21 protein-coding genes and 1 riboswitch are annotated in these 25,990 nt (G+C 63.6%); of the genes, 15 read left to right on the forward strand and 6 right to left on the reverse strand.

The genetic code is table 11. From position 1 onward, the window contains the following. Positions 1 to 40: 40 nt before the first annotated feature. On the reverse strand, positions 41 to 517 hold the full coding sequence (locus EJV47_RS01810; protein WP_126691426.1) for a MarR family winged helix-turn-helix transcriptional regulator: 477 nt from the start codon (positions 515 to 517) through the stop codon (positions 41 to 43). Positions 518 to 795: 278 nt separating this feature from the next. Then, entirely contained in the window at positions 796 to 2,580 is a 1,785-nt protein-coding gene (locus tag EJV47_RS01815; RefSeq protein WP_126691427.1) for an AMP-dependent synthetase/ligase, read from the reverse strand. A 157-nt stretch (positions 2,581 to 2,737) separates the two neighbouring features. Here EJV47_RS01815 and EJV47_RS01820 point away from each other — a divergent pair, with 157 nt between their 5' ends. The 4 genes from EJV47_RS01820 to EJV47_RS01835 all read left to right on the forward strand — a co-directional run bounded on the left by EJV47_RS01820 (position 2,738) and on the right by EJV47_RS01835 (position 6,059). Further along, entirely contained in the window at positions 2,738 to 3,880 is a 1,143-nt protein-coding gene (locus EJV47_RS01820; protein ID WP_126691428.1) for a formimidoylglutamase, read from the forward strand. A 19-nt stretch (positions 3,881 to 3,899) separates the two neighbouring features. Next, positions 3,900 to 4,199 (forward strand): cytochrome b5 domain-containing protein, encoded by a 300-nt coding sequence (locus EJV47_RS01825; RefSeq protein WP_126691429.1) that lies wholly within the window; start codon positions 3,900 to 3,902, stop codon positions 4,197 to 4,199. Between the two features lie 104 nt (positions 4,200 to 4,303). Beyond that, a complete protein-coding gene (murQ, locus tag EJV47_RS01830; RefSeq protein WP_126691430.1) occupies positions 4,304 to 5,107 on the forward strand; it encodes an N-acetylmuramic acid 6-phosphate etherase in 804 nt (267 codons plus the stop codon). A gap of 382 nt (positions 5,108 to 5,489) precedes the next feature. Then, positions 5,490 to 6,059 (forward strand): hypothetical protein, encoded by a 570-nt coding sequence (locus EJV47_RS01835; protein WP_126691431.1) that lies wholly within the window; start codon positions 5,490 to 5,492, stop codon positions 6,057 to 6,059. A 135-nt stretch (positions 6,060 to 6,194) separates the two neighbouring features. Here EJV47_RS01835 and EJV47_RS01840 read toward each other — a convergent pair whose 3' ends face one another. The 3 genes from EJV47_RS01840 to era form a co-directional block, all read right to left on the reverse strand. Then, positions 6,195 to 6,449 carry a hypothetical protein gene (locus EJV47_RS01840; RefSeq protein ID WP_126691432.1) on the reverse strand — a complete coding sequence of 85 codons (255 nt, stop codon included), beginning with the start codon at positions 6,447 to 6,449 and terminating at the stop codon, positions 6,195 to 6,197. Between the two features lie 169 nt (positions 6,450 to 6,618). Beyond that, complete coding sequence (gene der / locus EJV47_RS01845; RefSeq protein WP_126691433.1) at positions 6,619 to 7,941, reverse strand: ribosome biogenesis GTPase Der; 1,323 nt, start codon at positions 7,939 to 7,941, stop codon at positions 6,619 to 6,621. 200 nt (positions 7,942 to 8,141) lie between these two features. After that, positions 8,142 to 9,041: a GTPase Era gene (era, locus tag EJV47_RS01850; protein WP_126691434.1), complete on the reverse strand. Its 900-nt coding sequence runs from the start codon at positions 9,039 to 9,041 to the stop codon at positions 8,142 to 8,144. A 139-nt stretch (positions 9,042 to 9,180) separates the two neighbouring features. Here era and EJV47_RS01855 point away from each other — a divergent pair, with 139 nt between their 5' ends. Both EJV47_RS01855 and hemH read left to right on the forward strand, forming a co-directional pair. Further along, on the forward strand, positions 9,181 to 9,888 hold the full coding sequence (locus EJV47_RS01855) for an HAD family hydrolase (protein ID WP_165903578.1): 708 nt from the start codon (positions 9,181 to 9,183) through the stop codon (positions 9,886 to 9,888). Between the two features lie 132 nt (positions 9,889 to 10,020). Continuing rightward, a complete protein-coding gene (hemH, locus tag EJV47_RS01860) occupies positions 10,021 to 11,067 on the forward strand; it encodes a ferrochelatase (RefSeq protein WP_126691436.1) in 1,047 nt (348 codons plus the stop codon). Positions 11,068 to 11,132: 65 nt separating this feature from the next. On the opposite strand, the gene EJV47_RS01865 is transcribed toward hemH, so the two are convergent. After that, complete coding sequence (locus tag EJV47_RS01865) at positions 11,133 to 11,882, reverse strand: hypothetical protein (protein ID WP_126691437.1); 750 nt, start codon at positions 11,880 to 11,882, stop codon at positions 11,133 to 11,135. 247 nt (positions 11,883 to 12,129) lie between these two features. Continuing rightward, a riboswitch (SAM riboswitch) is annotated at positions 12,130 to 12,222 on the forward strand. Between the two features lie 336 nt (positions 12,223 to 12,558). Here EJV47_RS01865 and EJV47_RS01870 point away from each other — a divergent pair. From EJV47_RS01870 to EJV47_RS29030, 9 genes are all read left to right on the forward strand, one after another. Further along, the gene (locus EJV47_RS01870) at positions 12,559 to 13,314 is read left to right on the forward strand and encodes a phosphoadenylyl-sulfate reductase (protein ID WP_126691438.1); all 756 of its coding nucleotides are present in this window, start codon (positions 12,559 to 12,561) and stop codon (positions 13,312 to 13,314) included. 216 nt (positions 13,315 to 13,530) lie between these two features. Then, the gene (cysD, locus tag EJV47_RS01875; RefSeq protein ID WP_126691439.1) at positions 13,531 to 14,445 is read left to right on the forward strand and encodes a sulfate adenylyltransferase subunit CysD; all 915 of its coding nucleotides are present in this window, start codon (positions 13,531 to 13,533) and stop codon (positions 14,443 to 14,445) included. 131 nt (positions 14,446 to 14,576) lie between these two features. Further along, positions 14,577 to 15,848: a sulfate adenylyltransferase subunit 1 gene (locus EJV47_RS01880; RefSeq protein ID WP_126691440.1), complete on the forward strand. Its 1,272-nt coding sequence runs from the start codon at positions 14,577 to 14,579 to the stop codon at positions 15,846 to 15,848. A 183-nt stretch (positions 15,849 to 16,031) separates the two neighbouring features. After that, positions 16,032 to 16,820, forward strand: coding sequence for a uroporphyrinogen-III C-methyltransferase (gene cobA / locus EJV47_RS01885; RefSeq protein WP_126691441.1), 789 nt, complete (start codon positions 16,032 to 16,034; stop codon positions 16,818 to 16,820). 45 nt (positions 16,821 to 16,865) lie between these two features. Continuing rightward, a complete protein-coding gene (locus tag EJV47_RS01890; protein WP_126691442.1) occupies positions 16,866 to 18,689 on the forward strand; it encodes an assimilatory sulfite reductase (NADPH) flavoprotein subunit in 1,824 nt (607 codons plus the stop codon). A gap of 51 nt (positions 18,690 to 18,740) precedes the next feature. Next, on the forward strand, positions 18,741 to 21,650 hold the full coding sequence (locus EJV47_RS01895) for a TonB-dependent receptor (RefSeq protein ID WP_126691443.1): 2,910 nt from the start codon (positions 18,741 to 18,743) through the stop codon (positions 21,648 to 21,650). Between the two features lie 219 nt (positions 21,651 to 21,869). Continuing rightward, positions 21,870 to 22,664 carry a DUF2490 domain-containing protein gene (locus EJV47_RS01900; protein ID WP_126691444.1) on the forward strand — a complete coding sequence of 265 codons (795 nt, stop codon included), beginning with the start codon at positions 21,870 to 21,872 and terminating at the stop codon, positions 22,662 to 22,664. Between the two features lie 70 nt (positions 22,665 to 22,734). After that, positions 22,735 to 24,441 carry an NADPH-dependent assimilatory sulfite reductase hemoprotein subunit gene (locus EJV47_RS01905; RefSeq protein WP_126691445.1) on the forward strand — a complete coding sequence of 569 codons (1,707 nt, stop codon included), beginning with the start codon at positions 22,735 to 22,737 and terminating at the stop codon, positions 24,439 to 24,441. Next, positions 24,438 to 25,949, forward strand: a complete 1,512-nt coding sequence (locus tag EJV47_RS29030; protein WP_126691446.1) for a TSUP family transporter — start codon at positions 24,438 to 24,440, stop codon at positions 25,947 to 25,949. The genes EJV47_RS01905 and EJV47_RS29030 overlap by 4 nt, the downstream gene beginning before the upstream one ends. The last annotated feature ends 41 nt before the right edge of the window (positions 25,950 to 25,990 follow it).

Here is a 25,990-nt window from a genome sequence, read left to right on the forward strand (position 1 = left end):
AAAGACCATGCGGGTCCCTGATCATTCATCCTTCCATCCTTTATCTTTTTTCCGCCGGTTTCATGGGCTTAATCTTAAAGCCCTCGAAAATGCTCTTGCTGTCAATCAGCCCGTTGATTTGCCCAACCACGCGGAAGAATACCTCCAGCTGCTCGGCCGGGACTTTCTCGCGGATTTTCTGGTTGAACTGCCGCACCGTCTGCCGCGACACCTCCTTTTTCGTCAGGCCTTCTTCGGTCAGGAAGATGCGCACCGAGCGTTTGTCCTGCTGGTCGGCCTGCTTATAAATCAGCCCCTTCTCCTCCATCGACCGCAGAATGCGCGTGAGGGAGCGGGTTTCCAGGCCCAGCAGCGGCGCGATTTTGGTCGCGGGCGTACCGTTTTCCTGGTCGATGTTCAGCAGCACGAAGCCGATGCTCGTGGTGATGTCGTGCTTGGCGGCCTGCACATTGTACATGCGCGAAATAGCGTGCCAGGCTACTTTGATGTTGTAGTCAACGGTTTCTTCGGGCTTCATCTCGGGGTCGATGTCCGGTAAACGTACGCAAATTTGTTATGCTTGCATACTACTTTACGAAAATTTTATCGAACCCGTTCTGGCAGGCGAGTGATGAAGCACTTACCCAGCAGTGAGGCCCCCAAAACCAGAACGTCATTCCGAGCAAAGCGAAGAATCCCGCGTGCATCGTCCAATAGTTGCTTTCTCGTTGAACGAGTATTCTACTATCCGACGTCAGCACGCGAGATTCTTCGCTTTGCTCGGAATGACGTTTCTGGTATGCTCGTCCTGGTCCGTTACCGCTGCGAGTCGGCGTTGTAAAGGCTGTCGATGATGGCCTTGTTGTTTTCGCTGATGGCTTTGCGCTTGACCTTCATGGTGGGCGTCATTTCGCCCGATTCCACGGTCCAGAGCTTGGGCAGGATGGCTTCTTTCTTCACCTGCTCCCACTGGGCAAAGCTCTGGTTGTACTTCGTCACCAGGTCGTGGAACATTTTCTTCACCTGCTCATTCTGCACCAGTTCCTCGTTCGAGCCGCCCGCGGGCACATTGTTGCGCTTGCACCACGATTTCAACTCGTCGAAGGCGGGCACCAGCAGCACGGCGGGGAATTTCTGTCCGTCGCCGACCACCATGGCCTGCTCGATGAGCGGCGACTCCTTGAGCTTGCCCTCGATAACCTGCGGGGCTACGTACTTGCCGCCGGAGGTCTTGAACATCTCCTTTTTGCGGTCGGTGATTTTCAGGAAGCGGCCCTTCACAAACTCGCCAATGTCGCCGGTGTGGAACCAGCCTTCCGCGTCGATGGCCTCTTTGGTGAGGTCGGGCTTGTTGTAGTAGCCCTTCATCACGGAGGCCGAGCGGGTCAGGATTTCACCGTCGGCGGCAATTTTCACCTCCACGTTGTCGATGAGCGGGCCCACGGTACCGATGAGGTTATTTTCCGGCTCGAAGCCGCCCACGGCAATAACCGGGGACGTTTCGGTGAGGCCGTAGCCTTCCATCACGCGGATGCCGGCGGCCCAGAACACCCGGGCCAGGCGCGGCTGCAGGGCCCCACCGCCCGACACGATAACGCGGATGTTGCCGCCCAGCGCCTCCTGCCACTTCGAGAAGATGAGCTTGCGGGCGAGGTTGAGCTGGGTGTTGTAGAAGAAGCCTTTGTCGTCCTGAGTGTCGTAGTCCAAGCCCAAGTTGAGGGCCCAGAAGAACAGGCTTTTCTTCACCCCGCTCAGGTCGTGGCCCTTGGCCACAATCTTGTCGTAGACCTTTTCAAGCAGGCGCGGCACGGTGGTGAAGATGTTGGGCTTCACCTCGCGCAGGTTGTCGGCAATGGTTTCCATGCTCTCGGCGTAGTAGATGCTCACGCCGTTGATCATGTAGAGGTAAGTCACCATCCGCTCGAAGATGTGGCAGAGCGGCAGGAAGCTCAGGGCCGTGTCGTCCTTGGTGACGGGCACGAAGGACTGGGAGCTGCGGCAGTTGCTCAGGATGTTGTCGTGGGTGAGCATTACGCCCTTGGGTGAGCCGGTGGTGCCCGAGGTGTAAATCAGCGTGAGCAAATCGTCGGGCTGCACGGCGGCGCGCAGGGGCTCTAGGTCGGCCACGTTGCCCTTACGGCCCATTTCCAGCAGCTCGTCGAAGTGGCGGCCGCCGTCGATTTTATCGAAGGTGAAGATGTGCTCGTCGTCGATATCCAGCTCGGCAGTGGCCGCTTTCACCTTGTCGTACAGCTCCTGGTTGGCCACAAATACCGCCTTGACGCCCGCATCGGCGAAGATGTACTTGTAATCCTCGGTGGTGATGGTGGGGTACATGGGCACCGTCACGGCCCCGAGCTGGGAGATGCCGAAGTCGGCAAACATCCACTCCGGGCGGTTCATCGAGATGATGGCCACCTTGTCGTCCTTGGCAATGCCGAGCTGGCGCAGGCCCAGGCTGACGAGGTTGGCGGAGTCGAGCACTTGCTGGGTGCTGAATTTCTGCCACTCGCCGTTGCGCTTGGCGGCGAGGCAATCAGCTTTGGGGGCGGTGGCCAGCTGGTGGGGCAGAACATCGAAAGCGCGGCGGGGAGCTTGCATGGGAAGCAGAATTCGGGAGGGAAAAGCAGGTGAAATAAATGGATTTTTCGGCGCAAAGCCTATTAATGCGCTTTAAGCCTCATACGCAAGGTTGGGTTTTTCAGTAGTTTTGACCTGCGCCTCCGCGGGCCCCTGCGCCGCGGCAGCCACCTTTGCTATGAATCTGGCCCTGTTCTTCGACCCGCTCACCGACGACGTAGTCGCCGGCCCCGGCACCACGCTGGGCGCCCACGTCGCGCGCTTCGTGGACACTTTCCCGGATTGGCGCGGCGCCGATTTGGCCATTATTGGCCTGAACGAGTGGCGCGGCAGCGCCGCCGGTACGCCCGCCACTTCTGCCCCCGACGCCATCCGGCCGCGCTTCTACCAGCTGCAGCGCGGTACCGGTCCCTGCCGGTTGGTGGACCTCGGCAACCTGCGCAACGGCCTGACCTTGGAGGACACCTACCTGCGCCTGCGCGAAATCGTGGCGGCCTTGCTGGAGGAAAAAACGGTGCCCATCCTGCTGGGCGGCTCCCACGACCTCGGCATCGGGCAGTTTCTGGCCTACGAAACCCTGGACCGCGCCGTGAGCCTGACCTGCATCGACGCGCGGGTGGACATGGTGGAGGAAGCCGGGGTACCGGCCGAGGACAGCCACCTGCGCCGCATCCTGATGCACGAGCCGAACTTCCTGTTCAACTTCGGGCAGCTGGCGCACCAGCAGTACCTGGTGCCGACGAGCGTGCTGGCCGCCCTGGAAAAGCTGCACTTCGAGACCCTGCGCCTGGGCCAGATCCGCGACGACGTGCGCCAGGCCGAGCCGCTGCTGCGCCAAGCCGACCTCATCAGCTTCGATTTGACGGCCCTGCGCTGGCCGGAGTTTCCGGGCTATTTGCCCGCCTCCCCGTTTGGCCTCACGGCCGAGGAAGCCGCCCAGCTGTGCTGGTACGCCGGCCACAACGACCAGCTGACCAGCATCGGCCTCTACGGCTACCGCCCCGACCACGACCTGCTGGGCCTGGCCGCTTCCACGGCCGCTACCATGCTGTGGTACTTCGTGGAAGGCTACTACCACCGCCGCTACGAGACGGACTTCCAGAGCCGGCGCTTTATCCGCTACGCCGTGGGGCTGCCCGGCAACCCGGCCAAGCTGGTGTTCTACAAGGCCAAGCGCACCGAAAAGTGGTGGATGGAAGTGGAAAGCATGTCGGACCACTCGGTGCGGCGCATCGTGCCCTGCAGCTACCAGGATTACCTGCGCGCCGCCCAGGGCGACCTGCCGAACCGCTGGATCCTGACGCAGGCGCTGCTGGGGTAACTCAATTAAAAATTAAAAGATGGCTGAGGACTCCGGGATTCCGCACGTACCGAGCACTGCCGACGGGCAGCCGGTGGAGGCGCTGCCGGAGTACTCCAAGCATCAGCTGGCCCTGCGCAACGGGCAGGACCGCGACGAAATCTGGTTTGCCTACCGCGGGCTGATTTACGACGTGACGAAGTCCCGCCTCTGGCGCCGCGGCAACCACTACGAACACTGGGCCGGCCAGGACCTGACGGCCGAGCTGGAAAAAGACGCCCCCCACACCGTGAACGTGCTCGACAAGTTCTACGTGGTGGGACGGCTGAAAATTGGGTGACAGGTAACAAGTGACACGTGACAGGTACAAGTTGATGGTTGTGACCTGTCGCGTGTCACTTGTTACCTGTCACCCAAAACCTGTCACTTGTCACCCCAAAAACAATGAGCACCACCGAAACCGCCTCGCTCTTCGATAACCTCGAAACCCTGCCTACCGCCCAGCTGCTGGCCGGCATGAACCAGCTCGACCAGACCGTACCGCTGGCCGTGGAGAAGGCCCTGCCGCAGCTGGAGAAGCTGGTGGAAGCCACCGTGGCCCGCCTGCGCGAAGGTGGTCGGCTGTTCTACATTGGGGCTGGTACGAGCGGGCGGCTGGGCATTCTGGACGCGTCGGAGTGCCCGCCCACGTTTGGGGTGCCGCAGGGGCTGGTCGTCGGGCTGATTGCCGGCGGCGACTCGGCCATCCGCAAAGCCGTGGAAAACGCCGAAGACGACGCCGAGCAGGCCTGGCGCGACCTGCAGGCCCACGATATCAATGCCAAGGACGTGCTGGTGGGTATTGCCGCCTCGGGCCGCACGCCCTACGTTATCGGCGGGCTGGAGCAGGCCCGGCAGCACGGCCTCACTACCGGCTGCATCGTGTGCAACGCGGGCTCCAAAGTGGCCGCGGCGGCGGAGTTTCCGGTGGAAGTGCTGACGGGCCCCGAGTTCGTGACGGGCAGCACCCGCCTGAAAGCCGGCACCGCCCAGAAGCTGGTGCTCAACATGCTCACCACGGCCACCATGATCCGACTGGGCCGGGTGAAGGGCAACAAGATGGTGGACATGCAGCTCACCAACGCCAAGCTGGTGGACCGCGGGGAGCGGATGCTCATGGACGAGCTGGGCATCGGACAGGACAAGGCGGCCGAGCTGCTGCAGCGGCACGGCTCGGTGCGGGCAGCACTGGCAGCGCAGAACGGTTAGCCAACAGCTCACCTGATGTCTGTAATGTCATTGTACCGGCGCTATAGCGGCTGGGCTACACTAGGCTTGCTGCTTGTTCAGATACCGGTTTGGCAGTATATCGTGCAACTGGAGCCAACGGACCTGCCTATGAGCGTAACCGACGCTGGTGTCCTGGTCTTGCCCTTCGCTCTGATGCTGCTGACGGCTTCCGCAGACGCGCTACGCTGCAGGCGCTGGCTGCCAGGCTCACTAACGTTGCTTTTCGGCTTGGCTGAGCTGCTGATTGGTAGCTGGTCCATTTATATGTGGACGCTTTAGCAACTTCTGTTTGCCTGAACACATTATCCGTTCCTGCCGTTTTGGTGGTGAAGCAACCATAGCCTGTCCTTTAGCCAGCCTCATGCACACCATTGAACCCCACTACGCCTGGCTGGAGCAGTACCAGGCTTCCGAGGACGAACGTTCCCCGCTTTACGGGGCCGAAAACAACCTCGACAGCTACGTCAATACCATCTACGGCTACTTCATTCACCCGCAGTGGGACGATATGGAGTCGGATACGCTGTTCCTGAAGATTCTCTTCGTGGACTACGACGAGCGGGTAGCCGTCATCGAGTTCATCGGGGAGTGGAATGACGCCATTGAAAACGACATCATGCAGCTCAAGCGGCAGATTATCGACCCGATGGTGCACGAGGGCATCCGCAAGTTCATCCTCATTGGCGAAAACGTGTTCAATTTCCACGGCTCCGACGACTCGTACTACGAGGAGTGGTTTGAGGATGCGGAGGATGGCTGGATTGCGGGCGTCAACTTCCAGGAGCACGTTTCGCGCGAAATGCGCCAGTACAACATCGACAGCTACGTGAACTTCGGCGGACAGCTGGACGAGCTGCCCTGGCGCACCTACCCACCCAAGAAACTGGTCCACGTCGTCGACGGGCTGCTACAGCGGCGACTGGGCGCCTAAGGGCGTTTTTCGTTGTTTGTTATTCGTTTTTCGGCCAGCCACCGGCGCGTTGATGCTGACAAGAAAAAAGGGCGCCCCGCACAGTGCGGGGCGCCCTTTCTGGCTTCCAGGACCGAAGTCCGGAGCCGGCTATAATTACTGAGCCGGGGTGGTAGCGGGAGCCGGGGTAGCCTGGCTCGGGTTAGCATCAGCAGCGTCCTCCATGGCATCAGCCTTAGCATCGGCCGAGTCACGTACGGCGTCAGCCTGGTCTTCCATAGCGTCAGCTTTGGCTTCGCCGGCAGCTTCTACGTTGTCAGCAGCTTGCTCCTGGTTGTTTTCTTTCTGGCTGTCGCACGAAGCGAAGGTGAACGAAGCAGCGGCCAGGGCGAGGAACAGAACCTTTTTCATGGTAAGTTGGTGTGGAGAAAATGTGAGTTGAGTTTTCTTTTTCAGGTTTCACCGCCCTGCGGCAGCGAAATCTGCAGCTTTATACCTCCCCACTGTCCAGGTAACCCGTTGAGCTAAAAAAATTTCGGGCAGACCTTCGAAAAGGCCCGCCCGAAGCTGGAAACGCCGATTATTTTTTGCGGTACACGATACCGATGGGCACGCCGGTGAAGTCGAAGTTCTCGCGCAGGCGGTTTTCGAGGTAGCGGGTGTACGACTCCTTCACGTACTGCGGCAGGTTGCAGAAGAAGGCAAAAACCGGGTTGTGCGTGGGCAGCTGCGTCACGTACTTGATGCGCACCATCTTGCCCTTGGTGGAGGGCGGCGGGTAGGCCTCGATTTCGCGCAGCATCACCTCGTTCAGCTCCGACGTCGGCACCTTCTTGCGCTTGTTTTCATACACCTGCATCACCGTTTCGATGGCCTTGTGCACGCGCTGCTTGGTGACGGCCGAGGTAAAGATGATGGGCGGGTAGCTGATGGGCTTGATCATGTCGTAGATCTTGTCCTCGAACTCCTTGGCGGTATTCGATTCCTTGTTCTCGATCAAGTCCCACTTGTTGACCAGGATAACGATGCCCTTGCGGTTGCGGTCGGCCAAGCCGATGATGTTCACGTCCTGCGACTCGATGCCGCGGGTAGCGTCGAGCATCACGATGACCACGTCGGACTCCTCCATGGCCCGCAGGGAGCGAAGGTTGGAGTAGAACTCGATGTCCTCATCGACCTTGGCTTTGCGGCGCAGGCCGGCCGTGTCGATGAGGATGAACTCGTTGCCGAAGGCGTTGTAGCGGGTGTGAATGGCGTCGCGGGTGGTGCCGGCAATGTCCGTCACGATGCTGCGCTCCTCGCCCAGCAGCACGTTCACCAGCGAGGATTTGCCCACGTTCGGGCGGCCCATCACGGTGATGCGCGGAATGCCCGCGTCGGGGTCTTCCACGCCCTCTTCCTCGAAGTGGCTGATGACGGCATCGAGCAGCTCGCCGGTGCCGGAGCCCGACTGCGAGCTGATGGGGAAAATGTCGCCGGTGCCGATGCCCAGGGCGTAGAACTCGCCGGCGGCCTGGAACCGGGCCGTGGAGTCAGCCTTGTTGGCCACCAGGTAAATCGGTTTCTTGTCCTCGTAGCGGCGCAACACGTTGGCGAATTCCTCGTCCAGCGGGTGCAGCCCAGCGTCCACGTCGACCATGAAGAGGACCACGTCGGCCTCGTCGATGGCCAGCTTCACCTGCTTGCGGATGCTCTCCTCAAACACGTCGTCGGAGCCCACGACGTAGCCGCCGGTGTCGATGACGGTGAAGTATTTGCCCGTCCACTCGCCGTAGCCGTAGTGCCGGTCGCGCGTGACGCCCGACTGGTTGTCCATGATGGCCTTACGCTCGCCGACGAGGCGGTTGAACAGGGTGGACTTGCCCACGTTCGGGCGGCCCACAATGGCAATGGTATTTTGCATGGTGCTGACCCCAGCCGCCGCTCCGACCATGTGCGGCAGTGCCCGGGGTAGTTAAGTGAGTTTGAGGGTCGGATTTATTCAGCTGTCATCCTGAGCAAAGCGAAGGACCTTATGCCGGTTGAACGGCAGGCGTTGGATAGTCGCTATCTGACGTGGTAAGGTCCTTCGCTTTGCTCAGGATGACAGACGATTTTCGTTCGTTACTCCGGCCGGTAGCCGAAGCGGTTGAGCATCTTGGGGTCGGCGCGCCAGTTCTCGTTGACTTTGACGTGCAGCTCCAGGAACACCTTTTTCAGGAAAAACTTCTCCATTTCCTCCCGGGCCCAGGTGCCGACTTTCTTCAGCGCGGCGCCGCCCTGCCCGATGATGATGCCCTTCTGCGAGGCCCGCTCGGTGTAGATGATGCCGCGGATGCGGATGATCTGCTCGTCTTCCTTGAACTCCTCGATGACCACCTCGGTGCTGTAGGGCACTTCCTTCTTGTAGAGCTTGAAGATTTTCTCGCGCACCATCTCGGCGGCGAAAAAACGCTCCGGCTTGTCGGTCAGCTCGTCCTTGGGGTAGTAGGCCTCGTGCTCGGGCAGGCGGTCCAGAATGTGCTGGAACACCTGCTCGGTGTTGAAGGCGTTCAGGGCCGAAATCGGGATGATTTCGGCGGCGTTGGGCATCTGCTCGCGCCAGTAGGCCATTTTGGCCTCCACCTCCTCCTGAGTGGCCTGGTCGATTTTGTTGATGAGCAGCAAGATGGGCACCTCCGAGCGGCGCAGGCGCTCCACCACGGGCTCCTCGTCGTGCTTCTCGTAAATGTCGGTGACGAACAGGATGACGTCGGCATCTTCCAGGGAGGAGTACACGAACGACATCATGGCCGACTGCAGCTCGTACTTGGGCTGAATGATGCCGGGCGTGTCGGAGTAGACGAGCTGGAAGTCGGGGCCGTTCAGGATGCCCAGGATGCGGTGGCGCGTGGTCTGGGCCTTGCTGGTGATGATGCTGAGCCGCTCGCCGACCAGCACGTTCATCAGCGTGGACTTGCCCACGTTGGGCTTGCCAATGATGCTCACGAAGCCGGCGCGGTGCGGTTTGGGGTCGGTAGTCACAGCAGGTAATCAGTTAAGGGGCACAAAGGTACGGCTTTCGGCCCGCTTGGGCAGCATGGGCTCAGTAATAGCGGCTTACGGGCCGGTACGGCCGATGGCTGCAGGACATGGTGCAAGGCCCAAGTACCTTTGCCGCATCATGCCCCTGACCACCGTTCTGTTCGACCTCGACGATACGCTCTTCGACCACGCCGCCACGGCCCGGGCCGCGCTACAGGCCAGCACGGCGCAGTTCCGCTTCGAGCCGACGGTGACGCTGGATGAGCTGTACCGGCGCTACAGCGAGCAGCTGGAGGCAATGCACCCGCGGGTGCTGGCCGGCGAAATCGACCACCGAACGGCGCGGCGCCTGCGGTTTCAGCAGCTGCTGGCTCCCTACGGCGTGCTGCCCAACGAAGCGGCGGCCGAGGAGTTTGCCGGCTTCCACTACGGGCACTACCGCCGCCTGCGCCGGCCCATTGCCGGCGCCCTGGCCCTGCTGAAGGCGCTGAAACCGCAGTACCGCCTCGGTATCGTGACCAACAACCGCACTGAGGAGCAGCAGGACAAACTGCAGGCCCTGGGCATGACGCCCCTCATCGACGCGCTGATTACTTCCGAGGACGTGGGCGCGACCAAGCCCGACCCGCGCATCTTCCGGGTGGCGCTGGAGCGGCTGGGCGCCCGGCCCGAAGAAGCCGTGCTCGTCGGCGACAACTGGACGGCCGACGTGCTGGGGGCGCGGGCGGCGGGCATCCGGCCGGTGTGGCTGAACCGCTTCGGGGCCGCCTGCCCCGATGCCACGGTGACGATGATTACCAGCCTGGAGCCGCTGGCCGAGGTGCGGCGGCTGATTGTCGGGGCGTAGGCCGCTGGCCGAAAACCTGACGGAAATCAGCCGGGAATGGTGGCCGGGCCCAAACCTTCGCGGGCCTACCTTTGTATCTGCAATCCAACGCGTCGGCCCGACTTTGTGCAATCCGCCGCGCTGCTCCCTTTTATGCCCGCTTCTCCTGTTTCCTCCAAAGGCCGCATCGGCGTGCTGCTCGTCAACCTGGGCACGCCCGATTCCCCGAGCACCTCGGACGTGCGCCGCTACCTCAACGAGTTCCTGACCGACGCCCGCGTCATCGACATGCCCGCGGCCCTGCGCTACCCGCTCTTTCAGGGCCTGGTAGTGCCGCTGCGCGCCCCGAAGTCGGCCAAAATCTACCAGCAGCTCTGGGATGAGCGCGGCTCCCCCCTGCTCTACCACGGCCTCGATTTGCAGAAACTGGTGCAGGAAACGCTCGGCAAGGAGTACCTGGTGGCCTTCGGCATGCGCTACCAGAACCCCAGCATCGAGTCGGCCTTGCAGCAGCTGCGCGACGCGGCGGTGGACCGCATCATCGTGCTGCCGCTGTTTCCGCAGTATGCGGCGGCCAGCACCGGCTCGGTGCAGGAAAAGGTGATGGACATCGTGAAGGACTGGTGGGTGGTGCCCAGCATCAACTTCATCAGCACCTTTGTGGAGGACCCGGGCTTTATCGGCACCTTCGCCACGCTGGGCAAGGAAGAAATGGCCAAGCGCGACTACGACCACGTGGTGTTCAGCTACCACGGCATTCCGGAGCGCCACGTGCTGAAAGGCAGCCACAAGGGCTACTGCAAGCTGGGCAACTGCTGCAACAGCTACAACAAGAACAACCGCTACTGCTACCGGGCGCAGTGCTTCGAAACCTCCCGGCAGCTGGCGGCGGCCCTGGGCCTAAGCCCCGAGCAGTACAGCACCACCTTCCAGAGCCGCCTCCAGAGCCGACTGCGCGACCCGTGGCTGCAGCCCTACACCGACGAGGTGCTCAAGACCCTGCCGGCCAAGGGCATCAAGAACGTGCTGGCCTTCAGCCCCGCCTTCGTAGCCGACTGCCTCGAAACCACCATCGAAGTGGGCGAGGAGTTCAAGGAGATGTTTGAGGAGGCCGGCGGCGGACACTGGCAGCTGGTGCCTTCCCTGAACTCGCACCCGCAGTGGGTGCAGGCCGTAGCCGACATGATCCGGCGCAACTAAGCAGCAGAACACGCACGCCAGCCGCCCGGAACTTCAATTCTGGGCGGCTGGCGCTTTTTTGGGCCCTACTCCGCCTTGGGCCGGCCGCCGAAGTAGCACTGCAGGCCTAGGCCGGTAGCCACGTACATAAGCGGCGGGAGCCGGTCCTCTTCCAGGGGCAAAAAGAAACTTTGGCTGACCAGCAGCTGCAGGTGCGGGGTAAGGCCGATGGCAAGATTGTAGCCGGGCTGCAAGGTGAGCCCCCCGAAACCCGGCCGCTCTACCGTAGTCGTATTCGTCCCGGTAAAGGTGGGGTCGTTGGGGTCATACACCAATCGGTAGGTGGAGGCCCGCCACCGCAACAAGTCAAACGCCGCAACTTTCAGGGCTATGCCCAGGCCAAAATTCCGGCTGGGCGTGAAGCGAAAAGTGGGCTGCAGGTAGCCATACCCGTACCGTACGCGGTGGTGGGTTGCGGGCCCGTCGTCCTCGAGCCCGCCCGTCTCGAATACATAACCCGCCCCGTAGCCCAGGCCGCCGTAGATGGCCCACTGATGACGGACCCGGCTCCAGCCATAGCCCGCGCCCGCCTCGCCGGTGTAGGCCCAGTGGCCGTGCTTTGGGCGGATGCGCTGGTGGCCGCTGGCCGTGAGCGTCAGGCGGTTTGTCAGGGCGTGGGCGGCCTGCACGTCGGTGCCGTGCAGGCCGATGTTGGCGCTCAGCTCGGTTTCGCCGCGTTGCTGCACCAGGGGCGTTTGCAGGGTATGGGGCACCACGGCGGCGCAGCTGCTGAGCAGGGCGGCGGTAGCAAACACAGTAATAATTCGTACGGGCATCGGGCTGAAACGGCAGATAGTTTGGGGTAAGAGCCGCACGTGAGCAGAATGGTTGTCAGGGCATTCTACGCCCGTTTTTTTACCGGTTCGCACTTCCGATTCTACCAGCCCGCCAGGATTTTCAGGCAGACATTTTTTGCCGTTCCGAAAACCCTGGCCCGTTGATTGCGGTTGAAGCCCCGTAAAATATTTGCAATTCTGGAATTGCGGCCGCTACCTTTGCCGCAGCAATTCTGCTGAAGGATTGTTTTTATACAGAGGCGTGGAGAGACAGGCTCCGTGAAGCGCCGGCAACCATCGGGACAGTCCCGAACGGTGCCAATTCCTGACCATATAAAAACGCCGACGTCGTGAACACCGACCTCAACTCCCGCGCACTTCTGGCTGGCACCGCTGCTCCGCAGTCGGGCCTCTTCGGCTTCAACGGCTGCTGTTGCTGTTGTATGCCGATGCGCGGCGCGTGTTGTTGAGGTTCTGCACGACCTCTTTTCCGTTTGCTGGAAACAACTCCTACGCCGCGTCCGCACCAGTTCGGAACGCGGCGTAGTCGTTTGTAGCCGGGCCGCTTGAGCTAGCCTCGCCGCCCCGCTGCCCAGCTTCTCCCCTTTCTTCATTCTACCGTTGATGCCCGCGCCACTTCCGCTGACGCGCATCCGGTTTCAGTTATACACTGCGCATGTCCGACCTCCTCGATGCACAGGTAAGCCACTTACGCCAGCAGCTCCACGGGGCCGACCCCTTGGATGTGCTGCGCGCCGTGGCCGATCAGTTTGCCGGCAAAGCCGCTTTTTCCACCTCGTTCGGGCTCGAAGACCAGGTCATCACCCACCTGATTTTTGCCCACGATTTGCCCATCGAGGTATTCACCCTCGACACCGGCCGCAACTTTCAGGAAACCTATTCCACCTGGAGCAAAACCGTGCTGAAGTACGGTAAGACCATTCGGGCCTACTACCCCAATCAGGACGAAGTAGCCGCCCTAGTGGAGCGGCAGGGGCCCAACGGCTTCTACGAAAGCGTGGACGCCCGCAAGGCCTGCTGCCACGTGCGCAAGGTGGAGCCGCTGAGCCGCGCCCTGGCCGGCCAAGCCGCCTGGGTGACGGGCATTCGGGCCGAGCAGTCGGCCAACCGCACCGGCATGCAGCTGGCCGACTGGGACGAAACCTACCAGCTCTTCAAGGTGAACCCGCTGCTGGACTGGACCTGGGAGCAAACCTGGGCTTTTGTCCGCGAATACTCCATTCCGCACAACCCGCTGCACCTGCAGGGCTTCGTGAGCATCGGCTGCGCACCCTGCACGCGGGCCATCAAGCCGGGCGAGGACTTCCGCGCCGGCCGCTGGTGGTGGGAAGACCAATCGGCCAAGGAGTGCGGTCTGCACCACGCAGCCGCCCCGGCGGAAGCCTCTGCACCTGCGTTGACCACACAATAAAAGTCCATCATGTCGAGCAACGCGAGACATCTCGCGTGCTGACTTCCCCAAGTAATTTCTTCGTCCAACGAGCAAATTACTATCCAGCGAGATTCTTCGCTCCGCTCTGAATGACGTGCTGAATTAGTCGTTCTAACGTCTCCTACCCCGCATTCCCCGCCTTTCCTGACTTCTCAAAATCGGCCTTTTCGGGCCGGACAGGCACCTTTTTGCCGTATGCCAACGCTCCCTAAGTTAGACTACCTCGACCGGCTCGAAGCCGAAGCCATTCATATTCTGCGCGAAGTGGCCGGTCAGTTTCAGCGCCCGGCCCTGCTGTTTTCGGGCGGCAAGGATTCCATTGCGCTGGTGCACCTGGCCCGCAAAGCCTTCCGGCCGGGCAAGTTTCCCTTCCCGCTGGTGCACATCGACACCGGCCATAATTTCCCGGAGGTGCTGCAGTTTCGCGACGAGCTGGCCGCCGAGCTGGGCGAGCAGCTGATTGTGCGCCGGGTGGAGGACACCATCAAGCAGCGCGGCCTGCGGGAGCCCGGCGGCAAGTTTCCGAGCCGCAATGCGCTGCAGACTTACACCTTGCTGGATACCATCGAGGAGTTTGGCTTCGACGCCTGCATCGGCGGGGCGCGGCGCGACGAGGAAAAGGCCCGGGCCAAGGAGCGCATCTTCTCGGTGCGCGACGAGTTTGGGCAGTGGGACCCGCGCCGGCAGCGGCCCGAGCTGTGGAACATCTACAACGGGCAGATTCAGCTGGGCGAAAACGTGCGCGCCTTCCCCATTTCAAACTGGACGGAGTTGGACGTGTGGAATTACATCCAGCGCGAGCATATCCCGCTGCCCAGCATCTACTTCGCCCACGAGCGGCGCTGCGTGGTGCTGCCCTCGGGCCAGCTGCTGGCCGTGACCGAGCACCTCACCCTCGACGCCACCGACGAGCTGACCACCCGGCAGGTACGCTTCCGCACCGTGGGCGACGCCACCTGCACCGCCGCCGTGGAAAGCGACGCCGACACGCTGGAGGCCATCATCGAGGACATCGTGCAGGCCAAAGTGAGTGAGCGGGGCGCTACCCGCCTCGACGACAAGATTTCGGAAACCGGCATGGAAGACCGGAAGCGTAACGGCTATTTCTAGTGGGGTCTTGGGGGCTCGGGGGCTTAGGGTCTTGGCTGCTGTTCAAGACTTCCGATTCCCGCTCGGCTCACCCCAACTATCCTCACTTCAAAAACCAAGACCCCAAGCTCCTAAGACCCCAAGACCCTAACATGGACCTTCTCCGATTCATCACCTGCGGCAGCGTCGACGACGGCAAGAGCACGCTCATCGGGCGGCTGCTGTATGACTCCGACGCCGTTTCGCTGGACGTGCTGGCGGCCCTGGAAGAGCAGAACCGCACTTCGGCGGCCGGCACCGTGGACCTGGCTCTGCTCACCGACGGGCTGCGCGCGGAGCGCGAACAGGGCATCACCATCGACGTGGCGCACAAGTACTTCACCACGGCGCGGCGCAAGTTCATCATCACCGATACGCCCGGCCACGTGCAGTACACCCGCAATATGGTGACGGGCGCCTCGAACGCCGACCTGGCCATCGTGCTGGTGGATGCGCGGCAGGGCGTGGTGGAGCAGACGCGGCGGCACAGCCTGGTGGCGGCACTGCTGGGCATCCGCCACTTCGTGCTGGCCGTCAACAAGATTGACCTGGTAGGCTACTCCGAGCAGGTGTTCCGCGACATCGTGGCCGACTACGCCGCCGTGGCCGACCAGCTGGGCATCCGGCAGGTCACCAACATTCCGCTCAGCGCCCTGAACGGCGACAACGTGGTGAAGGCCTCGGCCAACCTGCCCTGGTATCAGGGCCCGAACCTGCTGGCGCACCTCGAAACCGTGGACGTAGCCCGCGAAGCCAGCACCGACGCCGGCCGCTTCCAGGTGCAGTACGTCATCCGGCCCCAGACCGCCGAGCTGCCCGACTACCGCGGCTACGCCGGCCGCATTCAGAGCGGGGTGTACCGCGCGGGCGACCGGGTAGTGGTGCTGCCCGCCGGCATCGAAACCACCCTCGAGGCCATCGAAATCAATCAGCAGCCGGTGGAGGCAGCCGTGGCCCCGCAGGCCGTGGTGTTGCGCCTCACCGACGACGTGGACGTGAGCCGCGGCGACACCATCGTGCCGCTGACGCAGGCGCCGGAGCCGAGGCGGGAGCTGGAAGCTACGCTGTGCTGGATGGACGAGCGGCCCTTGCGCCCCGGCCGCAAGCTGCTGGTGCAGCACCACGCGGCCAAAACCCGCGCCTTGGTACAGGCCATCGTCTCGAAGACCAACGTGCAAACGCTAGAGCAGCAGGACGCCGACGAAGCCCGCCTGAACGACATCGTGCGGGTGCGGCTGAAAACCGCCGCCCCGCTGGCCGCCGACGCCTACCGCGACAACCGCACGACCGGCGCCTTCATCCTGCTCGATGAGCAAACCGGGGCCACCCTGGCCGCCGGGCTGATTGAGCAGACGGCGCTGGCCGAACCGGAATTCGAGATTTAGAAGCGGCCATTTTCCACGGGGCTTTCGTCGCCGACGAGAAGCCCCGCCCCCGAAGCCTCACTGTTTTTATCTGCTTAAGCCCTTGGCTGACTGTAGAAGCTCACCCGCAACCCCTTAACTGCCTGTGCCGCCGTGGCCGCCAGCTCTTCGGAGCCGGCCCTGGGGGTGGAGGCTCCCCCTGCCATGTCTGCATTTGTTGTTCCCCGCCTGACCGTCGTAGGCGCCGGCCCCGGCGACCCGGAGCTGATAACCGTGAAGGGCGCCCGCGTGCTGGCCGAAGCCGACGTGGTGCTCTACGACGCGCTCAGCAACGCCGAGCTGCTGAGCTACGCCCGCCCCGACGCCAAGAAAGTGTACGTGGGCAAGCGCAAAGGCAACCGCGCCTACCTGCAACAGGAAATCAACGACCTCATCGTGCTCTACGCCCGCGTCCACGGCCACGTGGTGCGGCTCAAGGGCGGCGACCCGTTCGTGTTCGGCCGCGGGCGGGAGGAAATGCTTTTTGCCCAGCGCCACGGGCTGCTGACGGCCTACGTGCCGGGCATCAGCAGCGCGGTGGCCGTGCCGGGCAGTCTGGGCATCCCCGTCACGCACCGGGGCGTGAGCGAAGCCTTCCGGGTAATTACCGCCACCACGGCCAGCGGCGAGTTGTCGGAAGAAGTCATCAAGGCCGCGCAGGCGCCCAAGGCCACGGCCGTCATTCTGATGGGCCTGAGCCAGGTAGCGGCCATTGCCGACGCCTACGTGCACTTCGGGCACGGCGGGCGGCCGGCGGCGGTCATTCAGGACGGCACGCTGCCCACGGCCAAGCTGCTGCAAACCACGGTGGCCGAGCTGCCCCGCCGCGTGGCCGAATCCGACCTGACTTCGCCCGCCATCATCGTCATCGGCGAAGTGGTCGACCTGGCCTCGGCCCCGCTGGCGGCCGACCTGGCCCCGCAGCTGGCGCCCCTGTACGCGGCCGTGGCGTAGCCGCTCGGCCCTCTTTTCCACTACCCTACCGCCTTTCTCAACGCCATGTCTACTTCCGACACCGGCCAGCGCCTGCCCATCGGCTTCGACGATAACACGCTCCGGCAGCTTACCGGGGACTTCACCGAGCAGCAACTGCTGTGGCTGAGCGGCTACTTCTACGGCCGCTACGCCGCCGGCCCCGGCGCGGCGCCCCAGCTGACGCCTACCGCTGCGGCCACCACTGCGGCCGTGGCGGCTACGGCCCCGGCCACCAAGCCGCGCATCACGGTGCTGTACGGCTCGCAGACGGGCAACAGCAAGAAAGCGGCCCTGCAGGCCGTAGAAGCGGCTAAGCATCGCGGCTTCGAAGCCACGGCCCGCGACATGAACGACTACCAAGGCCGGGAGCTGAGCAAGGAACAAGTGCTGCTGGTGGTCGTCAGCACCCAGGGCGAGGGGGAACCGCCAGTAGCCGCCGAGGAACTGCACCAGTTTCTGGCCAGTAGCCGGGCGCCGAAGCTGCCCGAGCTGCGCTACAGCGTGCTGGCCCTGGGCGACCGGAGCTACCTGCACTTCTGCCAGACCGGCCGGGAGTTCGACGAGCGGCTGCTGCGGCTGGGCGCCACGACCCTGGCCCCGCGCGTGGAGTGCGACCTGGAGTTTCAGGCCGACGCCCGGCAGTGGATTGAGGCGGTATTGCAAACCCTCGGCGGCGCGGCGGCGCTGGTCATGGTGAACGGAACGAGTAGTGCGCCGGCGCCGCTGTCCGTCGAGGAATATTCGCGCCAGCACCCGCTGACGGCCGAGGTGCTGGAAAAGATTCAGCTCAACGGCCGCGGCTCAACCAAGGAAACCTACCACCTGGAACTCTCGCTGGCCGGCTCAGGCCTGCGCTACGAGCCGGGGGATGCGTTGTCGGTGGTACCGAACAACTCCGAGGCGCTGGTGGAAGAAGTGCTGCGCGCCACCCAGCTCGACGCCACCGCCCCGGTGCAGCTCAAGGGCGAAACCGTGCCCCTGCTCACGGCCCTGACCGAGCGGCTGGAGCTGAGTACCCTCTCGCGCGACGTGCTGGAGCGCTACGTCCAGCACCACCCCGCACCCAAGCTGCGCGAGCTGGCCGGCGCCACCGAGCAGCTGCAATCCTACCTCTACGGCCGCGACGCCGCCGATTTGCTGGTGGACTACCCCGCCGAGCTGTCGGCCCAGCAGCTGGTGGATACGCTGCGGCCGCTGCCGGCCCGGGCCTACTCCATTGCGAGCAGCCTGCTGGCCCACCCCGACGAGGTGCACCTGACCGTGGGGGCCGTGCGCTACGCCGCCCACGGCCGCCAGAAGCAGGGCGCCTGCTCCTGCTACCTGGCCGACCGCGTGGCCATCGGCGACTCGGTGCGGGTGTTCGTGGAGCGCAACGAGTACTTCAAGCTGCCCCAGAACTCCGACGCCAACATCATCATGGTGGGCGCGGGCACGGGAGTGGCGCCCTTCCGCGGCTTCGTGGAAGAGCGGGCCGAGCTGGGGGCCGGCGGGCTGAACTGGCTGATTTTCGGCAACCCGCACTTTACCACCGATTTCCTGTACCAGACGGAGTGGCAGCAGCACTTCCGGCGCGGTACGCTGTCCAAACTCCACGTCGCGTTTTCGCGCGACCAAAAAGAGAAAATCTACGTGCATAACCGACTCCTGGAATACGCCCGCGACGTGTACGACTGGCTCGAAAACGGCGCCTACCTCTACGTCTGCGGCGACAAGCAGCGCCTGGCCGCCACGGTGCACAAGGCCCTGGTGAGCGTGGTGCAGCTGGAAAGCGGCGCCTCGCTGGAAGAAGCCGAAGCCTACGTGCGCGGCCTGAAAAAGCAGCGCCGCTACCTGGAGGACGTGTACTAGCGTGCGTCCTCCCTACCTGCCCTTCTCTCTCCTTAGCCAAACTCCCTGATTATGAAGAAGCACTACGCTTCATCCTGGCTGGCTATTGCCGCCGTGCTGGCCGCTACCGCCCCGGCTGCGGCCCAGCAGCAGATACTTGCCATCAAAGGCACCGTGCGCGAAGCCGGCACGCAGCAGCCGCTGCCCGGCGTGAGCGTGAGCATCAAGGGCGGCACGACCGGCACCGTCAGCGACGCCAGCGGACAGTTTCAGCTGCGCGACAAGCTGCAGTTTCCCTTCGTGCTGGTGTTTAACATGATTGGCTACGAGCCCAAGGAAATCAGCATTCTGGACGCCAAGACGCCGATTACCGTCGGGCTGGAATCCAAGGCGGTGTTGACCAATGAGGTGGTGGTATCGGCGTCGCGGGTGGAGGAAAGCCGGCTGAAGTCGCCGGTGGCCATCGAGAAGCTGGACATCCGGGCCATCAAGGAAACACCCGCGCCGAGCTTTTACGACGCGCTGGAAAACGTGAAGGGCGTGCAGATGACGACCTCGTCCTTGACCTTCAAGGTGCCCAACACGCGCGGCTTCAACATCCCGAACAACTTCCGCTTTATGCAGCTGGTGGATGGCGTGGATATGCAGGCCGCCACGCTGGGAGTGCCGCTGGGCAACGCCATCGGCCCGACGGAGCTGGACGTGGCCTCGGTGGAAATTACGCCCGGCGCAGCCTCGGCCCTCTACGGCATGAATGCCATCAACGGCATGGCCAACCTCACGACGAAGAGCCCCTTCACCTACCAGGGCCTGAGCGTGTACCAGAAATTGGGCGTCAACCACGTCGATGGCAAGGACCGGGACCCGAGCGTGCTGACCGAAACGGCCGTGCGCTGGGCGCAGACGCTGGGGCCCGCCCAGCGCTGGGCCTACAAGGTAAACCTGAGCTATTTGCGCGGCACCGACTGGCTGGCCAACACCCAGACCGACCAGAACCCGCAGAACCTCTCGTCGGCCAACCCGCGCTTCCCGGAGCTGAGCGGCTCGAACAACCCGGCGGCCGACCTCTGGAACCGCTACGGCGACGACAACGCCGGCAACGTGAGCATCACCATCCCCTACAACGGCCGCAACGAAACCTTCAACGTGCGCCGCACCGGCTACTACGAGCGGGACCTGACCAACCCCATCGTGCGCAACATCAAGGCCGACGCCAGCCTGCACTACAAGCTCACCGACAAAATGGAGCTGAGCTACGGCTACCGCTTCGGGCTGATGGACGGCGTGTTTCAGCGCGGCAACAAGATTCAGCTCGACGGCGTGACGGTGCAGAACCACAAGCTGGAGCTGCGCGGGCAGGATTTTACCCTGCGCGGCTACATGCTCATCGAAAACACCGGCGACTCCTACAACCTCAACCCGCTGGCCCTGAACCTGGACCTGCAGAACGGCTCGAACGCGGTGTGGGGCGGCAAGTTCCGCACGGAGCTGCTGAGCCAGATCAACAACGGCACCAGCCTGGCCGACGCCATGCGCGCCGCCCGCACGGTAGCTGATGCCGGCCGCGCCCAGCCCGGCACGCCGGAGTTCAACGCGCTGAAAAACCAGATTACCCGCACCAACAACTGGGACAGCGGCGTGAACGTGCCGGGCGCGCCCATCCCCGGCGGGGCGGCCCTCACCCAGCGCAGCCACACCTACCACGCCGACGCGCTCTGGAACCTGGGGCCGCGGGTAAAGTTCGTGGACGTGGTGCTCGGCGCCGACGCCCGCCTCTACGCCGTGCGGCCCGACGGCAATAACTTCGTGGACTTCGGCCGGCCGCTGGCGGAGCGCAACCAGCCCGGCGGTGCCAACCAGTACTACAAGAAAATCGGTGGCTTCGCCCAGGCCACCAAGCTGCTCTTCAATGACCGGCTGAAGCTCACCGGCTCGTTGCGCCTCGACTACAACCCCGAGTTCAGCCCCAAGCTCAACCCGCGGGTGGCGGCCGTGTACTCGGCCGGGGCCCAGCAGAACCACAACTTCCGCGCCTCTTACCAGAACGGCTGGCGCTTCCCCTCGCTGTTTGAGGCCCTGTCGTTCGTCAACAACGGCAACGTGCGCCGGGTGGGCGGCCTGGCCCGGGTCAACGAGGGCCTGAACTACCTCGACAACTCCTACACCCTCACCTCGATTTCGCAGTTCAACGCGGCCGTGAATGCCTACGTGGCCGCCAACGCCGGCACCACGGCCAGCCAGGCCGCGCTGCGCCCCGAAATCCGCTCCCTGCTGCAGGTCGGCAACCTGCCCACCGAGCAGCCCGAGCAAATCAATGCCTACGAGGTGGGCTACCGCAGCGTACTGCTCGACAACCGCCTGTCCCTCGACGTGGATGCCTACTACAACATCTACTCCGGCTTCCTGGGCCAGGTGGAAGTGAGCGTGCCCAAGGACGCCAACGGCCAGCAGGTGCAGGTCGGCAGCGACGATGCCGTGCTGGCCGCGCTGAACACGAACCGCGCCGCCCGCCAGGACCGCTACCGCGTGTACACCAACGCCCGCAACGACTACCACAGCTACGGCTCGACGCTAGGCCTGACTTACAACGTCATCCAGAAGTTTACCCTGGGCGGCAACGTGAGCTACAACGCGCTGTCGGCCAACGACGAGGCCGACATCTTCGTGACGGGCTTCAACACCCCGAAGTGGGTAACCAACGTGACCTTCGGCAACCGCGAGGTGGTGCGCAACGTGGGCTTCAACGTGGTGTGGCGCCGGCAGACTTCCTTCTACTGGGAAAGCCCGCTGGCCAACGGCCAAGTGCCCGCTTACCAGACCGTCGACGCGCAGGTGAACGTGCGGGTGCCGGCGCTGAAGTCGACCATCAAAGTCGGTGGGGCCAACCTGCTCAACAACCGCTACATCCAGTACGCCGCCGGCCCGACCATCGGCGGGCTGTACTACGTGGCGCTGACTTTCGACGGCACGGTGCTGCGCTAGAGAAAAGGGTTTACAACGAAAAACGCAGCAAATAAGAACGTCATCCTGACGAAGGAAGGACCTTCCTCGCACCCCGCAGTTACTTCCAAGCGCAACCACCAACGCCCTGACGTCAGAGCGTCGTCACCAAGACTCAACCCAGCAGTGCAGGGCTTGAGGAAGGTCCTTCGCTCCGCTTTGCTGCGCTCAGGATGACAGACGACTTACCGCTCTACCCAGATGAAACGCCTTTTTCTCTCCTTCACGCTTCTTCTGCTGCTCGCGGCCCCGGCCGTACGGGCCCAGAAGCAGTTTGTGCGCGAGCAGCAAACCTGGCTCGGCGTGTTCAACCAGACGCGCTTCTCCCAACGCTGGGGCACCTGGACCGACCTACACCTGCGTCTGCACGACCGGTTCGTGCAGGACATGTACCAGACGGTGGCGCGCGTGGGACTGACCTACTACCTCACCGACGACGTGCGGCTGACCGGCGGCTACGCCTACGTGCACCACTTCCCCGACGGGGCCCGCACCATCGGGCAGGCCGAGCACCGGCCCTGGCAGCAGGTGCAGTGGTTCACGAAGTTTCCGCAGGCCCGGCTGACGCAGTGGGTGCGGCTGGAAGAGCGGTTCCGGCGCCACATCGTCAGCAATGAGCGCACCGACGAGTTCGACTTCAACTGGCGCACCCGCTACAACCTGGCCCTGTTCCTGCCGCTGACCCGGCGCAAGTTCGAGCCCGGCGGCCTGCAGTTCTTGCTAAATGACGAACTGATGGTGAACCTGGGCAAGGAAGTGCGCTACAACTACTTCGACCAGAACCGCGCCTTCGCCGGGGTGGTGTACCAGGTCAGCAAACACGCGCAGCTGCACCTGGGCTACATGCACCTGTTTCAGCAGCTGCCCGCCGGCAGCACCTACCGCAATCAGCACACCATCCGGGTTTTCTACTTCCACAACCTGGATTTCCGCCCCGCACCGGCCGCCGTGCCGCCCGCTCCCCCAATTCCGCCGGCCGGCATCAGCGGCTCCTGATAGCCCCACTGCCCCGGCCCACCTGCCTCCACCATCCAACTTTCCGCGGAACCTGCTTCCGCCCACCGATATGACCGACAAGTCCCAGCTTTCCGAAGTCGAGCACGTCAAGGATGCCAGCAACTACCTGCGTGGCACCTTGCGCGAGAGCGTGCAGAACCCGATTACGGGTGCCCTCTACCCCGACGACACTCACCTGATCAAGTTTCACGGCTCCTACCAGCAAACCGACCGCGACCTGGAAAGTGAGCGGAAGCGCCAGAAGCTGGAGCCGCTCTACTCCTTCATGATCCGGGTGCGCGTGCCCGGCGGCGTGGCCTCGCCCGAGCAGTGGCAGCGCATGGACGACCTCGCCAACGAGTACGCCAACGGCACCCTCAAGCTCACCACGCGCCAGACCTTTCAGCTCCACGGCGTGCTCAAGCGCGACCTGCAGCAGACCATCCAGGGCTTCAACGCGGTACTAATGGACAGCATTGCCGGCTGCGGCGACGTGAACCGCAACGTGATGTGCGGCGCCAATCCGCACGAGTCGCAGCTGCACGCCGAGGTGTATGAGGTGAGCCGGCAGATCAGCGCGCACCTCACGCCCCAGACTACCGCCTACTGGGAGCTGTGGCTCAACGGCGAGCAGCACCTCTCGACCGAGCCGGCCGAGGACGCAGAGCCGATTTACGGCAAGACCTACCTGCCGCGCAAGTTCAAGATTGCCCTGGCCGTGCCGCCCTACAACGACACCGATATCTTCGCCAACGACATCGGCCTGATTGCCATCGAAGAAAACGGCCGGCTGGTGGGCTTCAACGTGGCTATCGGCGGCGGCATGGGCATGACGTTCGGCATGCCGGACACCTACCCGCGGCTGGCGGACCTCATCGGCTTCGTGCCGACGGCGCAGGTAGTCGACGTGTGCGAGAAAATCGTGACGATTCAGCGCGACTGGGGCAACCGGCAGAACCGCAAGTTCTCCCGCCTGAAGTACACCATCGACCGCGTGGGCCTCGACACGTTCGTGGCCGAGCTGCAGCAGCGCCTGGGGTACGCGCTGGAGCCCACCCGCGCCTACCGCTTCGAGACGTCGAGCGACAATTTCGGCTGGATGCAGGGCCCAGATGGCAAGCTGCACCTGGGTTTGTTTGTGGAAGGCGGCCGGGTGAAGGATACCGACGCTGTGCAGCTCAAAACCGCTCTGCGCGAAGTGGCCGGCTTCCACACCGGCGAGTTCCGGCTGACGGGCAACCAGAACCTCATCATTGCCAACATCGAGCCGGCGCACCGCCCGCAAATCGAGCAGGTGCTGGCCCGGTACGGCGTGCTGGGCCCGACCATCGAGCGGACCGCGCTGCGCCTTGGCGCGCTGGCCTGCGTGGCCCTAAATACTTGTTCACTAGCTTTTGCCGAAGCGGAACGTTATCTTCCCCAGCTCCTCGACCGCCTCGATACCGTTATCCGGGCCCATGGCCTGGCCGACGCGGGCATTCAGATTCGCATGACCGGCTGCCCCAACGGCTGCGCCCGCCCCTACCTCGGCGAAATCGGGCTGGTGGGCAAGGCCGTCGGGCGCTACAACCTCTACCTCGGCGCCAGCCACAGCGGCGAGCGGCTGAACAAGCTCTACCGGGAGATGTTAGACGAAGACGGCATCATCCGGGAGCTGACGCCGCTGCTGGCCGCCTACGCCCAAGACCGCCTGCCCGCCGAACGCTTCGGCGACTTTGTCATCCGCCAAGGCTACGTTCAGCCCACTACCCACGGCCAAAACTTCCACGCTGCATGAGTTCATCCGCTTTGCCGCTTCACCTGGCCACCGGCCCACCCGCCGACCGCCCCGCGCCCCAGGCCGGCAACACGCTGTTTCCGGTGTTTCTGAAGCTGGAGCACCTGCGGGTGCTGCTGGTGGGCGGCGGCGCCGTGGGCCTCGAAAAGCTCACGGCTATGCTGCGCAACAGCCCCGCCGCCAGCATTACGGTGGTCAGCGAGGCTATTTCCCCCGAAATCCGCACGCTGGCGGCCCAGCACCCCGCCGTGCAGCTGCACGAGCGGCCCTACCAGCTCACCGACCTGCTCGGCCACGACCTGGTGCTCATCGCCACCAACGACCGGGCGCTGAACAGCCGCATCAAGCAGGAAGCTGCCGGCCACGGCCTGCTGGCCAACGTGGCCGACACGCCCGACGAGTGCGACTTCTATCTCGGCTCCATCGTGCAGAAAGGCGACCTGAAAGTGGCCATCAGCACCAACGGCAAGTCGCCGACGGTGGCCAAGCGCCTGCGCGACGTGCTGGGCGAGGTGCTGCCCGACGAGCTGAACTCGGTGCTGCAGCACATGGGCGTCATCCGCAGCCGCCTGGCCGGCGACTTTTCGCAGAAAGTCCGGGCCCTGAACGAGGTGACGGCCGAGCTGGCCGAGTCGCCCGAAACGACGATGTGGCGGCGCATTGCCACGTTTTCGCTGATGGCTTTTGCCTTGCTGCTGGGCATCAACGTGCTGTCGATTTACTACACCTGGCCCGAGGTCTGGGGCGTGGTCAGCCATGCCCGCACCTTCTACATCTTCATGGCCGTGGGCTTCGCCGCCCAGCTCGTCGACGGGCTGCTGGGCATGGGCTACGGCGTGGTTACGGCCATCAGCCTGATGTCCTTGGGGCTGAACCCGGCGGCTGTCAGCGCCAGCATCCACACGGCCGAAATGTTTGCGGCCGGCGCCTCGGGCTACAACCACTACCGCTTCGGCAACGTGAACCGCCGCCTGTTCCGGGCCCTGCTGATTCCGGGCATCCTGGGCGCGGTGAGCGGGGCTTTCCTGCTCTCGAAGCTCGGGGAGGAATACGCCGGCTACGTCAAGCCGGTGCTGGCCGCGTACCTGCTGCTGCTGGGCGTGCGCATCATCACCAAAGCCTTCCGCAAGCCCGACCTGCGCAAGCGCAAGGTGAAGCACGTGGGCTGGCTGGCCGGCGCCGGCGGCTTCCTCGACTCGTTCGGCGGCGGCGGCTGGGGCCCTTTGGTTACCAGCACGCTCATTTCGCAGGGCCGCACGCCGCAGTACGTTATCGGCTCGGTGAGTTTGACGGAGTTCTTCGTCACCTTCGCCAGCGCCCTCACCTTCTTCGCTACCATCGGCATTTCGCACTGGCAGGTGGTGCTGGGGCTGATTGTGGGCGGGGTGGCCGCCGCGCCTTTCGCCGCCCGCCTAGCCGGCCGCATTTCCACCCGCTTCATGTTCCTGGGCGTGGGCCTGATGGTCATCATCTGGAGCCTGTGGGCCCTGCGGAAGGTGTTTTTCTAGTTATTCCCACCGGGGCGCCTCCCGCCAAAAAGAGGACCAGC

The organism is Hymenobacter gummosus, assembly GCF_003970915.1.
Lineage (GTDB): Bacteria > Bacteroidota > Bacteroidia > Cytophagales > Hymenobacteraceae > Solirubrum > Solirubrum gummosum.